The 15,028-nt window shown below is 37.0% G+C and carries 3 protein-coding genes; 1 reads left to right on the top strand and 2 read right to left on the bottom strand.

Annotation, left to right across the window (positions count from 1 at the left end):
- The first annotated feature begins 125 nt into the window (after nucleotides 1–125).
- Complete coding sequence (locus H6G57_RS28905; protein WP_190517490.1) at nucleotides 126–7,775, top strand: glycosyltransferase; 7,650 nt, start codon at nucleotides 126–128, stop codon at nucleotides 7,773–7,775.
- A gap of 50 nt (nucleotides 7,776–7,825) precedes the next feature.
- Here the strand turns inward: H6G57_RS28905 and H6G57_RS07985 are convergent, their stop codons facing one another.
- Nucleotides 7,826–13,117 (bottom strand): AAA family ATPase, encoded by a 5,292-nt coding sequence (locus H6G57_RS07985; RefSeq protein WP_190517488.1) that lies wholly within the window; start codon nucleotides 13,115–13,117, stop codon nucleotides 7,826–7,828.
- A 206-nt stretch (nucleotides 13,118–13,323) separates the two neighbouring features.
- Nucleotides 13,324–14,832, bottom strand: coding sequence for a UbiD family decarboxylase (locus H6G57_RS07980; protein WP_190517486.1), 1,509 nt, complete (start codon nucleotides 14,830–14,832; stop codon nucleotides 13,324–13,326).
- Between the last annotated feature and the right edge of the window lie 196 nt (nucleotides 14,833–15,028).

The raw sequence follows: 15,028 nt of genomic DNA, 5'->3' as shown, positions 1-15,028 counted from the left end.
TCCAGGTAGGGGGTAAGGCTAGAGATCCTGTGATCAGGGGATGTAAGCTTCATTTAAGATATAGGGTGGAGATTGAGCATTTTCACTCGTCAATGATTCAGCAAATTTTTTGAGTAGGTGTGGGCATGAAGAGAATTTTATTATCTACAGATGATCCTGGGGTGGGTGGAGTTGCTCAGTATAATCACTCGCTTTTATGTGGATTAGCTAAAACCGGTTTTGAGGTCATATCTCTACACGCTTCACCCTACCATCAAACCTATACTCAATTTGTAACTCAACAGCAAGAACTGGGTATTAAACATATTGGGATTGATTATTCAAATTTATCTCAAGACAGTCAAAATTTACGATTGATAATCCGAAAACAACTCGAAAAAATTGACTTGCTGATTTGTAGCAATTCCAACCCTTTTTCTAACTTAATTATAAAACAGATTGCTACAGAAATCAATCTTCCTTATATTATTGTAGAAGGATTAGTTGAGCCTCATCTAGCCGTTCAAGTTAATCACCAGTTAGATCAATTATTTCATCACTACAACAAAGCTCGATCCGTTATTGCTGTTTCTGAAAACAATTTAAGTTTACTCCACAAACTGTTTAGGCTTCCCAAGAATAAAGGGCAAGTGATTTACTACGGCAGACCCTCAAATTACTTTACCCCCCGTAACCCATTAATTAATGAAAACTTACGCCGAAAACTGGAAATTCCTTTAGATGCGGTGGTTTGTTTGACCTCTGCCCGGATCGAAAAACGCAAAGGCTATCAGTATCAATTGCAAGCCATTGAACAGTTGAGATCTACTCCGGTATGGAATCATCTCTATTTTATTTGGGTGGGTGGGGGTGTTTTTGAACCTGAGTTTGAAACTGAACTTCAAGAAACAGTTAAACAGTTAAAAATTACGGATAAAGTTAAGTTTTTAGGACAGCAAAAAAATGTTTCTCAATTGTTAGATGTAGCTGATATTTTTATACTCACTTCAGAATTAGAAGGAATGCCTTTATCGGTTATGGAAGCTATGTCTAAAGGATTGCCTGTAATTGCAACAGCCGTTAGTGGAATTCCTGAAGAATTAGGAAACACGGGTCAATTAATTGCTGACCCCAAACATAACTCAAAAGCTACGGTTAGAGAGCTTTGTGACATTCTCAAAAATTGGGCAATGAACGCAGAGTTACGCCAAAGGATAGGAATGAATTGTAAAAAGCGAGCCGAAAAAATGTTTAAGGAAGAAAGAATGATTCAGGAAACCATTTCAGTGATCGAACGAGCTTTATTACCGGAAAAAGATTATGTTTCCCCTGGATTAAAAATTGTTCAACCTGATCAATATTTTCCTAATATAATAGTCGGAAATCCGGCTCGATGTTCTTGGCCCTATTTGCGAGGGGATATTCCCCATAACTGGTATGTAGATCGTCGGCAACCAACAATAGGATTTTTAAGTCGAGATGAAGCTCAAATTCTTTACAACACAGCCCTAAAATTTAAGCATCAAAATGCCTTGGAAATTGGCTGTTGGATGGGATGGTCAGCTTGTCATTTAGGACTGGCTGGAGTCCAATTAGATGTGATTGATCCGATCCTTGATAATGCAGAGATTTATAACAGTGTAACCAGTTCGTTGAGAAATAGTGGGGTTTTAAATCAGATTAATTTATGGGCGGGTTATAGTCCCCAAAAAGTCGAGGAACTCGCAAATCAATCACAAAAGAAATGGTCATTAATTTTTATTGATGGAAATCATGAATCTCCTGGCCCCCTTCAGGATGCGATCGCCTGTGAAAAGTATGCTGAAGAAAATGCCATGATTCTATTTCATGATTTGGCTTCTCCTGATGTAGCTGAAGGCTTGCATTATTTGAGAGACAAAGGATGGAATACGATGATATATCAAACGATGCAAATTATGGGAGTGGCTTGGCGAGGAAATGTAGAACCTGTGATGCACCAACCAGATTCTAACGTGAATTGGCAATTGCCAACCCATTTAATGAATTATCGGGTTAGCGATAGAGCTATTGATAATTCAGAACAGGAATTTCAAGAAATTTTGTCTATCGTCAGACCTTATACTCTGTTAAGTTATGAACGATTATTCTCTCTTTATTCCTTAGCAAAAAAAGTATGTTTAGAGGATATTCCAGGCAATTTTGTTGAGTGTGGAGTCTATAAAGGAGGCGGATCGGCTTTATTAGCAACGGTGATTAAACGTTACACTTTGCGCCCCCGTTTTGTCTATGCTTTTGATACATTTGAAGGAATGCCCGATCCCAGTGATGCTGATCTTCATCAGGGAATTCCAGCGAATCAAACAGGTTTTGGTGCTGGGACTTTAGGGGCTCCAATTCGGGAGAACTTAGGCAAGGTTTGTCAGCTTTTAGATGTCCAATCTATTATTAAACCAGTCCCCGGTTTATTTTGTGAAACATTGCCTTTATATCGGAAAGAAATTGGTGATATTGCCTTTTTGCACGCGGATGGAGATTGGTATGATTCTACTTTAGATATCTTCAATAATCTCTATGATAATGTTGTTTCTTTGGGAATGATTCAAATTGATGATTATGGTCATTGGGAAGGGTGTAAAAAGGCAATTCATGAGTTTGAAAAGCTCAAACAAGAATCTTTTAGACTTCATCAGATTGACTACACAGGGGTTTGGTTTCGCAAGGGAAACGTCTTGAACCCTTCAGAAACCTTAGAAATTAATTTAATGGGGAGTTCAAAAAAACAAGGCTTTTCTCAAGAGTCTAAGTTATTTAAAATTATTATTGATGGCGTATTTTTTCAATTTAATAATACCGGAATTGCCAGAGTTTGGAAAGCCTTACTGAAAGAATGGTCAACGGGAGATTTTTGTCAACAAATTATTGTATTAGATCGGCAAGGAACTGCACCGAAAATCCCTGGAATTATTTATCGCTCTATTCCTCTATATGACTATGCTAATACTGAGCGTGATCGCCAACTGTTACAAGCAATTTGTGATCAAGAAAAAGCTGATTTATTTATTTCTACTTATTATACGACTCCTATCAGTACCCCATCGGTATTTATGGGTTATGATATGATTCCTGAAGTCATAGGTCTAAATTTAGATGAACCGATGTGGCGAGAAAAACATCGTGGAATTTTACACGCTTCAGGGTTTATTACCATTTCTCAAAATACCGCCCAGGATTTAGTTAAAATTTTCCCACAAGTTACTAATAAACCTATTCAAGTTGCTTATAGTGGAGTCGATGAGATTTTTACTCCCGCAACTTTAACTGAAATTGAGCGATTTAAACAGCAATATCATTTATCAAGACCCTATTTTATTATTATTGGCGATCGGATTAGTCCCAAGGGTTATAAAAACTCGATTTTATTGTTTCAATCTTTATCCCGGTTAGATGATTTTCAAAGCTATGATATTGTTTGTATTGGGGGAAAACCTCAGTTAGAGAAAGAACTCCAGGGATATATTCCTGACAGTAATATTCATCTTTTAAGGCTAAATGATCAAGAGTTAAGATTAGCCTATTGCGGTGCGATCGCTTTAGTTTACCCCTCAAAATATGAAGGGTTTGGATTACCGATTTTAGAAGCAATGGCTTGCGGTTGTCCGGTGATCACTTGTCGGAATAGTTCTATTATTGAAGTTGCAGATAACGCCGCTATTTATGTCAACGAAGATAATATTGATCAACTGACTCAGGAACTTAAAAATATACAAAATACTGAACAACGAAACGCTTTAATTGCAGCCGGATTTAAACAAGCTCAAAAATTCTCTTGGAAAAAAATGGCGGATATTGTGCGTTCAACCCTGTTAGAAATAGCTGAAAAAGAAACTTTACAAGGAATTAATCAGCAATCAACTTCTGTAAATGAAGAAACTAAAGCCAGAGAAACTCAAGCAAGTTTAACTCGTCTTTCTCAATCTCCCTGGGATTTTCCTCAGATTTCTCCTTTCAATTCTAATCTGAAGCGACCCTTTTGGTCAGTGATGATTCCGACCTTTAATAAAGTTCACTATTTAGAACAAACCCTGAAAAGTGTTCTGGAACAAGCACCAGGGGAAGACGAAATGCAAATTGAAGTGATTAATGATTGTCCTGATAGTTCAGTGCAAGCTGAACTAGAAGCAATTGTTAAAAAAGTAGGCGGAAATCGCATCAAATTTTATCGCCATTCTCAACTTAATATTGGTCAAACGGCTATCTTTAATTTATGTTTAGAACGCGCTCAAGGACAGTGGATTCATCTATTACATGATGATGATTTTGTCTTACCTGGATTTTATCAAACCTTAAGAAATATTATTGAAAAAGAACCTAAGATTGGGGCTGCATTTTGTCGTCATTATTATGTAGATAGTGAGAATCATCAACGGTCTATCTCTACTTTAGAACGAGAAACAGCCGGAATTTTAGAAAACTGGATCAAACGCATTGCTGTTTCTCAACGCATTCAACCCTCTTCAATGGTGGTAAAACGGAGTATTTATGAACAATTAGGAGGGTTTTGTCCTCAAGCCAAATCAGCGGCTGATTGGGAAATGTGGACAAGAATTTCTGCTCATTATCCTATCGGTTATGAACCTCAAATTTTAGCCGCTTACCGTTTACATTTAAGTTCTTGGACATCTCGCTTAATTCAAGGGGGAGAAAATATCACAGATACATTAAAATCAATTGAAATTTCTCAATCTTATCTTCCTGAAAATCAAGCGATGGATTTATCGAATAAAGCTAAAGAGCATTATGGTTTATATGCCATTAGTACCGCACAACAAATGTTAACTCAGGGAGAAGCTAAAGCCGTTATTGCTCAAATTCAAGCTGCTTTAAATTGTAGTCAATCTGATACAATTAAACAAGGAATTATTGCCTTATTCGCTCCCCCGAAACAACCAAAAGCCCAGATAAAAACCTTGACTCCGGCTCAAATTTTAGCAGAAGTTTCTCGTTTAACTGAAGAATATAAAACAAATCCTAATTCAAACACTGTTATCAATCCCTTACGCCAAATTCGGCAGATTTTGGCTCAATATTGGTTAGGTTTAGAAACCCAAAATTTAGAAAAAGTTTATTTAGGAGAAATCGGTCAAGCTTATAAAATTTTATTGAATAGTAGTTTTAAAAATGAAGCTTTAACCCCTCAAGAAAAAGCTCACATTCAAGACTGGTGTACTTACTTAAAAACAGGACTAAACCAGCCAAAAGGCTTACAGTATTTATTAGCTTTGACCTTATATTGTTATCCGTATCACCTCCCTCAAGACTGGTATATTCAAGCTCCTATTCCTAAATGGTTTTTAGAGGATTATTTTAAGTTTATGTTAGCAGTTCCTCAATTTTTCCAGGAAGTCGGAGAAGCTGACCGTTATTATCGTTATGTAGAAAATTGGATTAACTATACTCATGGGCGGTTTATGAGTAATCCTGAGTTTCCAATTTGGAAAGAATTAGCTTGGAAATTTACCCAAATTGCTAACTTTATTCCGTTATATTTTAATACGGCAAATCTCAAAAATATTTATATTAAACGGGCAGAAATTATGGAGTTTGCCCTAAAAAGTTTAGGTCATGCTTTAGATTATGAATTTCCTCAACGTTCTAACAGTCGTCAAAAAATTCGTCTAGGAATTCTCAGTAATCATTTTAATCCTCAAACAGAAACTTATGCCATATTACCTACTTTTGAATATTTAGATAGAAATCAATTTGAAGTCATTTTATATACTATAAACGCCAATAATCATCCCTTAGAACAGTATTGTAAAAGTCGCGTTGAGCAATTAGTTTCACTTCCGAGTAATTTAACTGAACAAGTGAACTTGATTAGAAATCATGATTTAGATATTTTACTGATTGGGAGTAATATTACCGCAGTTTCTCATCCAGTCACTTTATTAGCATTGCATAAATTAGCCAGAATTCAAGTCAATACAACCCCATCCTGTGTGACCAGTGGGATGGGAAGTATTGATTATTATATCTCAGGGGTTTTAACCGAACCTCAAGAAAATGCTCAAGAACAATATCGAGAAAAATTAATATTAATTCCTGGGACTGCACATTGTTTTAGTTGTTCTGTAATTCCTCCTGAAGCACCGCAACGAATTCCTAATCGTTCTTTGTTAGGAATTCCTGATGATTCCATTATGTTTATTTCAGGATCAAATTTTTATAAAATTATTCCAGAAGTTCAAGAAACTTGGGCTAAAATTTTAGCCGCAGTTCCTAACTCTTTCTTGGTGTTATATCCCTTTAACCCGAACTGGAGTTCTCGCTATGCAACGGTTCCATTTATTAAGCAGTTTCAAAGCGTTCTTGCCCAATATGAGGTAGAAAGTCGTCGCTTAATTTTCTTACAAAAACAACCCAGTCGTTCAGATATTAAAGAATATTTGAAATTAGCGGATATTTATTTAGATTCCTATCCGTTTTCTGGGGTAACATCTTTACTTGATCCCTTAGAAGTTGGTTTAGTTCCCATTGTCCGAGATGGAGATTCTATTCCTTCTTATTCTTCTGAAACCTCCCAAGCTGGTCAGATAATTATCCCCAGAGATGGAGGATCTTTCCGGTCTTTGATGGCTGCCTCATTGTTGCGATCGCTCTCTATTCCTGATTTAATTACTAATAGCGAAGCAGCCTATATTAACTTAGCCATTACCCTAGCTAATAACCCGCAACTCCGACAACAAAAACGCCAGGAAATTCAACACAAAATGCAGCAAAATCCTGAATTTTTGGAGAGTCGAACCTACTCGGATAAAATCGGTGTAATCTTTCAGCAATTATTTCAAAATTGGCAGCAAAATCAGCAATTTATTCAAGCGAATAGCCGAGAAGGAATACAACAGTATTTATCCCGCTTAGTTAATGTAGTCAATCGTTATGATTTAGAAAGAAATAATGAATCCGTCATTGATGAGTTGCGAGAAATTCGGAAAGTTATGGCGCAGCACTGGTTAAAAATTTCACCTGATCATTTAGAACAAACCTATAGAATGGATCTAGGAAAAGGTTATCAAATTCTTTTAAATCGAGGGATTCAAAGGGAAGCCTTAACCCCAGAAGAACAAAAGTTTCTCCATGAGATGACTCAAAAGGCGATTGGACTCAAACAGTCTGATTCTTTAAACTCTTTGATGGTGTTGATGTTATATTATCCTCCGGGTAAGATATTAGTTGCTAATGCAGATCATCGTTTACCTGAATGGTTATTGAAAGATTATAAACGGGTGTTTGAAAATCCCTCAAACCTGGAAACAGTTCAACTATCAACGGCATTAAAAGCGGCTGTTTCTGTTCCAGAAAATCAAGCGTTATCTGAAACAGAAGCCTTCCAAAAACGGTTAGTCGGATGTGTAAATTTATATCGAATTGATCCGTCTAATGTTGATATTGTTAAAGAGTTACGTCAAATTCGTCAAGAATTAGCTAATTTTTGGTTGGGTTTGGAATCTCCAACATTAGAATCAATTTATCAAGGTTCAGTGGGTCAAGCTTATCGAACCTTATTACACAGTGGGTTTTCTCAAGAAGTGTTAACGGCTTCAGAACAGGAATTTATCAAAACATTAGCGTCTAAAATGAATCAAGGACTCAATGAAATAGACAAGATAAAATACCTATTAGCGGTATTATTATATTGTCGCCCCGGACAATTGCAAATTCAAAATATTTCCCGTTTACCGCAGTGGTTTCGTTCAGATTATCAACAGTTGAGTCATCAGGTTTCTAGTTTGAAACCCCATTCCCCGGATTAGCGTGAAAGTCGAAGGATTGTGGAATGAGGAAAGCAATCAATAGAAACAAGCTATTTTTGCTTGAACACAACTAATGTAATATCATCAAAAACCTTCTGATTGCCAATAAATTGGCGAAGATCATCAATCACAAATTGTTGGATTTTTCTAGCAGAATAATGACGATTTTCTAAGACGATTTGATAAAGCCGATCTAATCCATAAAACTCTTTATCGAGATTAACAGCCTCGGTAATTCCATCGGTATAAAGAACGACCACATCTCCCGAATTTAACGTTACAGTTGTGTGACTGATGAAATCAGTAATTTCCTCTTCTAAACCAATAGGAAATCCCAGATCACCTGTCTCAAATTTTTCAATCATACCATCAACTCGCACTACAATCATTTCCTCATGTTGACCACTTAATTTAACGAGACCATCAGTATAATCTAAGATAGCCAAAGTCATATTTTTTTCCAATTTCATGCGTTCAATATTGCCATAAAGCGTCCGGTTAAGGACATCTAAAAAACGCACGGGATCGGTTTCTTTACTTTCTTTAAGAGTGCGTACTGCTGTTTGTGCCATCATCATTAATACCCCACTTTCTAAACCGTGTCCAGTGACATCACCAATAGCAATTTTTACCCCATGCTGACTCGATAAAACATCATAATAATCGCCCCCTACTTCAGCGGCGGGTTCCATATATCCGGCAATATCTAAACCCTCAATTTTTTCTAATTCGGCGGGTTTAGGTAACACCATTTCTTGTAGTTTTTTCGCCACATCTAACTCCGCACTCAGGCGCAGATTTTCTGCTTTCAATTTCTCGTTCAGGGTACTAATTTCTTGATTCGCTGCGGCTAATTGGGCGGTGCGTTCTTTAACTTTATCTTCTAAAGTTTGGTAAAGACGGGCGTTTTCTAGGGCGATCGCGGCTTGTCCTGATAATAATTTAATCACTTCTAATCGATTCTCTGTAAAAGCTCCATTTGTGAGGTTATTTTCCAGATAAACAATGCCAATTAATTGACCTTGATTCAGCAAAGGCGTACATAAAATTGATTTAGGCTGATGACTGATAATATAAGGATCGTTGACAAAATTATCCTGACGAGTGGCATCGTTTAAAACCACGTCTTTCTTCAATCTTGCAACATAATTAATAAGAGTAATAGGTAAGTTATTCTCAATAGGAATTGATTGTAATGCCGTAATATTATCATCATTAACCACTCCAGAGGCTTCAATCAGTAATTCACCTTGAGTTTCTAAGACTAAATAACCTAATTGCGCTCCGGCATTTTGGATGATAATTTTCATCAAAGACACCAGTAATTTATCTAAGACAATTTCCCCAGAAAGGGCTTGAGAAGCTTTCATCACTGTCGCTAAATCTAAAGTCGTGCCAGTGTCAATCGCACCGGATGTGCGGATAGTTGTTGTTCCCTTAATCCCAGGAGTTGTTGATATTAAAGTTAATAATTGTGGGTATTTTTGTTCTAAGTGTTTAACTTTAGCCGTAGCACCCCAGAGAGTATAAGCATAGTGGGCTGACTGGATATAATCTTTGGCAATTTTTTCTTTGCCCCAATTTAAGTAAAATTTAGCCGCGAGTTCATTAGCCAGTGCTTCTTCTTGGATAAATTGATTTTCTTTAGCTCCTGAGATAGCGCGATCATAATGTTCAATCGCTTCAGCTTTATTCCCCAAAACTCGATACTTTTCCGCCTCAACTAAATGCCATTTATGCTGATGATTATCAGGCATACTTTCCATCCAACGATAGAGTTTATTTTGATAGGTTTCTACTTCAGTAATTCTATCGGCTTGCTCGGCTTCTGTTAAATGGGGAAAAAAAGCTAATTTGGTGAGGGAAGCATAATAATAAAAAACCGGAACAAAAACAGACCCTAATGACATTGAATAGATATACCGTTCAATTTCAATAATATAGGCTAATGCTGAAGTGTAATTTCCCCAAGAATAAGCTAACAAAAGCTTGTAGATATGCACATAAATAAGGGCACATAAATCATTCCTTTGATGATGTTTAGGAATCATCTCTATTTCATTATAGGCTGTTCCATTCAACACATCGGGTGATTCCACAATCTCCTGAAAATTGTAAATAGCTTGTCGTAGGGTATCCAAATAACTCCGAGCCGAATATTGCTTTAATTGTAATAAAGCATCACTATAAGCTGCTAATTCTGATGCTAAACTTCCCAATTCTATCCCACTAAAAAAGCTGGCATAACTGTAATGTTCAATGGAATAACTAGCGTATAAAGTATCGCCAGTTTCCCCACGAGATGTATACCCCTCTTTCAGAGTTGGAAGAACTGCTCTCAAAGGTTCTTGACGATTTTGAATAAAGCATCCAAATAGAAGTAGAATGAGGGACTTAAATTCAATAGCGTGTAATCGTTCTAGTACACTGAGTGATAATTTACCGAACTCATAACCCGTTTCTATATCTCCTAAAACAGTACATTGAACCAATCCATAAACCACATAACCCACACAGGATGTGCTAGTATTGCCAAATTTTAGAGATAAACTCACCATTGTGGCACCCACCAGGGGAACTAAACTGGGTACTCCTTGAACAGTTGCTCCAATTAACATTGATAATAATTGCATGGTATATTGACTGTGAAGATCAGTCATTAAAGGGAGATCAACCAGTTGGGGAATAGTATGACCTTCGAGTTGATGACGAATTGTTTCTAGTTCTGTTTTAATCCGATTTTCATCAGCTTCTTGGGGGAGATCTACTCCTAATTGAAAGAGTGCTTCTCGACCGACAGCAAATGCTCCGACAGGATTCCCCTTAGAAGTTTGAGCGGCGATTTTCACTTCATAAATTTTGACTTTATCCAAGCTCGTTTGAGCATTTTGTAAGACCTGGGAAGCCATTTTTTCCATAGTTTCCAGATCCCCACTTAAATAGGCTGCTTCTGTCGCTACAACATAAAGATTTAGAGTCAATTCATGCTGCTCAATCCAACAGTTAGGAGTCAGTAAATCAATTCCTGTTTGTAAATAGATCATCGCTCCCGCATAAGCACTGCCATTTTTCGCTTTAATCCCAGCTTTTAAATTTAACTGAGCTAAGGCTTCTCGTTCATCGGGTTGGTTAATTAACTCTATCCCCAGATTAAAATGTCCGACAATATCAAATATTTTTTCCTCTTTTTCACTCTCTGAGGCATTTTGTTCAATTAATTTTCCGATTTGGCGGTGAATGGCTGGTTTTTGATCTTCATTAATCAGAGTATAAGCAGCCTGTTGAACCCGATCATGGAGAAATTGATACTTTTGAATTAACAGATTTTCGTCTAATTCTGATAAGGGTAAAAGTAATCCTGATTCAATAGCGAGGAGTAAATCAGGAAAGGTTTCTGAAGTTGTTTTTCTGGCAATAATTGATAAATTTTGTAAGTCAAAATTTGCTCCCACACAAGCAGCTAATTGTAAAATAGATTGAGTTTTGTTTGGTAATTTCTTTAATTTACCAATCATTAACTCCACCACATTATCGGTAATATTTTGCGCTTCTATTTGCTTGATATCCCATGTCCATTGTTGCTGCTCGTAATTAAATGTGATTAGCTGATCACTATATAATAATTTTAAAAATTGATTAACAAAAAAGGGGTTTCCATCCGTTTTAGTTAAAACCAAATCCGCCAATAAATTTACACTATTACTCTGATTTTTCAGAGTATCTGCTATTAGTTCTTTAATATCTTCTTGTTGCAAATTCATCAAATTAATTTGATTAATAAGGACTTCTACTTTTCTCAAATCCTCTAATAAAATCATTAAGGGATGACCCAGACTCACTTCGTTATCTCGATAGGCACCAATGAGAAATAAATGTTTTAAATCGGTGTCTGTCATCATCAGTTCAATTAATTTTAGAGTCGCCCCATCAGCCCATTGTAAATCATCGAGAAACATGACTAAAGGATGCTCTTGAGCACAACAAGTCTGGATAAAATTTTTGAAGACTAAATTAAAACGATTTTGCGATTCTGTCGGCCCTAATTCGGGGACATTAGGTTGCTGACCAATAATTAATTCAACCTCTGGAATCACATCAATAATAATTTGTCCATTCCCCCCTAAAGCAGTTAAAAGTTTGGCTTTCCAGGTTTGTAATTTAGCTGTATTTTCAGTTAAAATTTGTTTAACAAATTGTTGGAACGCATTGACAATCGCACTGTAAGGAATATTACGCTGAAATTGGTCAAATTTTCCCGCAATAAAATAGCCCCGTTTTTCCGTAATCGGTTTATAAATCTCTTGAACTAACACAGATTTTCCGATCCCCGAATATCCAGCAATTAACATGAGTTCAGACCCTCCTTTCTCCTCTCTGACTAAGGGGGGGTGACTGACTCGATCAAAAGCTGTTAATAAAATTTCTATTTCTGTATCTCTTCCATATAACTTTTGGGGGATTTGAAATTTATCAGAAATATCTTGAGTTGCTAAAGGAAAATCCTCTATCTTTCCTGTAGATTGTAATTGATGTAAACAATTTTCTAAATCTGCTTTTAATCCCCATGCACTTTGATAGCGATCTTCAGCATTTTTTGCCATTAATTTTATGACAATATTGTCGATTGCTGGAGGAATTAAGAGGTTAATTTCTGAGGGGAATACAGGTTGTTTAGCAATATGACAATGGACTAATTCTAAATCATCGTCTGTTTCAAAGGGGAGTTTTCCGGTTAACAGTTCATAAAAAGTGACCCCCAAGGAATAAAAGTCTGTACGATAATCTAAACTTCGGTTCATGCGCCCGGTTTGTTCTGGGGAAATATAAGCTAACGTTCCTTCTAATATGTTGGGGTTTTTCAGGGTGGGATTTTCTCTCGTTAACCGCGTTGAAATACCGAAATCAATAATTTTTAATTGTTGGGTTTCCAGGTTGAGTATGATATTGGCAGGGTTAATATCTTTATGAATAATATTTGCAGCATGAATTTGTCCTAAACTCGTAGATATTTTAATGGCAATTGAGAGAAATTCCTGTAAACTAAACTGATGACTTCTTCTCAATAGTTTCAAAGATTCACCCCCAAAATCTTCGACAAACATAACCAAAGTATTCTGATATTTTTCTAACCCGTAGGCTTTGACGATACCATCTTGGTTCAGGCTGCGAGTGAGTTCATATTCTTGTTTATAGCGAGTCAGTTCCGCCGGGGTCGGATAATCTTGTTTGAGAACTTTGAGGATAACTCTTTCACCATCAGATTCGTGGATGGCGCGATAAACTTCTGAGTTAGCACTTTCATAGATTTGAGTGAGAATCTGGTAGTCGTCAATGGTTAGCATTTTGGGTTTCTCCTGTAGGGTGCTCAGAGGCATATTTATAAATTGCTGTAGCAATCCTAAATCAGTTTTATACCAAGATTTGGCGATATTATACAGAACTTGCGCTCAGGAATTGGTATACATCACCTCCAATTCCAGAACAATCCTCAGTAGTCCACACTTAAGTATTGATTATGATTGGGGTGGGGCAACGCCCCACGCAGAAATTACCGAATTTCGTAGCCGAATTTATTGGGGTCTACTTCGGTTAAATTCAGATCATTTAATCCATATTCTGCCCAACGTTTGGTTACCCTTTCAGCAACATCAACATCTGACTCTAAAGGTTCTCCCCATTCATGATTGGTTTCAGGGGGGATTTTTGTCGTTGCATCTATCCCCATTCTTCCCCCTAAACCTATTTTTTGACTGGCAAAATCTAAAGTATCAAAAGGCGTATCAGGAAGAATAAAAACATCCCTGGACGGGTCAACTTTTGAACTAATTGCCCATACCACTTGTCGCGGATCTCGAATATTAATATCTTTATCCACAACAATTACAAATTTGGTATAAGTAAACTGAGGTAAAGCACTCCAAAACGCTAAAGCTGCCCGTCTCGCTTGACCTGGATAAGCTTTATCAATGGAGATAATAGCTGCTTTATAACTTAAGGCTTCCATTGGAAGGAAAAAGTCTACAATTTCCGATACTTGCTGTCTTAAAATCGGGGTATAAATCCGGTTTAATGCGATCGCCATCATCGCTTCTTCTTTGGGAGGACGACCGCTAAATGTGGTTAAATAAATCGGGTCTTGACGATGGGTAATACATTGAAATCGAATCAATGGAGAATCTTCAACACCACCATAATATCCCATGTGATCCCCAAAGGGGCCATCAGGTAATATTTCCCCAGGAGTTATGGTTCCTTCTAATACAAATTCGGAGTCCGCAGGTACTTCTAAATCTACCGTTTTACACTTGGCTAATTGTACCCCAGAACCCCCATATAATCCCGCAAATAACCATTCGGATAAATCAACCGGAATGGGGGTCGCCGCCGCCATAATAATTAAGGGATCAACCCCTAATGCGATCGCAATTTCTAATTTTTTTCCCTTCTCCGCCGCTTTGCGTAAATGTCTAGCTCCCCCTCGCACCGATAACCAATGGACGGTCATGGTATTTTTAGATTGTAATTGTAAGCGATAAACTCCAACATTTGGGGTTCCCGTTTCACAATCTTTGGTAATCACTAATCCCAACGTAATGATTTTTCCCGCATCTTTCGGATAGGGACGAATCATGGGGATTTGGTTTAAATCAACATCATCTCCTTCAATTATAATCTGTTGACAAGGGGGGAAAAAATTGCGCCCCGGTTTAGCTTTGATGACATCAAATAAAACCTTACCAAAATCAATGGCTTGGGAGATTTTTTTAGGCGGTTTAGGTTGTTGTAACATTCCTAATTTTTTCCCCAATTCCTCTAACTCTTGGGGAGTTTCCATATTCATTGACCAACAGACCCGTTGTTCTGTCCCTAATAAATTGATCGCCACCGGATAGGGTGAACCTTTAACATTTTCAAATAATAACCCTGGGCCCCCACATTGCAACATTCGGTTAGAAATTTCAGCAATTTCTAAGTCAGGATCAACTAAGGTTTGAATTCGCCGTAATTGTCCCCGTTCTTCTAACAGTTTTAAAAAGCCTCTTAAGTCTCTCGCCATTGTATTTAAGAAATGTTACGTCTGTTTTTATATTATGACAGTTTTTGAGACGGAATGCCCATCTGTGTCAAAATTATCTAGGTCAGTGTAATTATTTTTTTATTCCTTATTTAACCTTTATTAAATTAACCTGATTTAGCCTTGCTCAAAATCCTCAATTCTATTATAATAGATTAAATACCTGACCCACTATTAA

Source organism: Planktothrix sp. FACHB-1365 (assembly GCF_014697575.1).
Classification (GTDB): domain Bacteria; phylum Cyanobacteriota; class Cyanobacteriia; order Cyanobacteriales; family Microcoleaceae; genus Planktothrix.
The sequence above is the reverse complement of the archived record's forward strand: the minus strand, read 5'-3'. Positions and strand labels throughout refer to the sequence as shown.

Coding starts and splice junctions, on each gene's coding strand:
- H6G57_RS28905 (WP_190517490.1), top strand. CDS start 126: ATGAAGAGAATTTTATTATCTACAGATGATCCTGGGGTGGGTGGAGTT.
- H6G57_RS07985 (WP_190517488.1), bottom strand. CDS start 13,117: ATGCTAACCATTGACGACTACCAGATTCTCACTCAAATCTATGAAAGT.
- H6G57_RS07980 (WP_190517486.1), bottom strand. CDS start 14,832: ATGGCGAGAGACTTAAGAGGCTTTTTAAAACTGTTAGAAGAACGGGGA.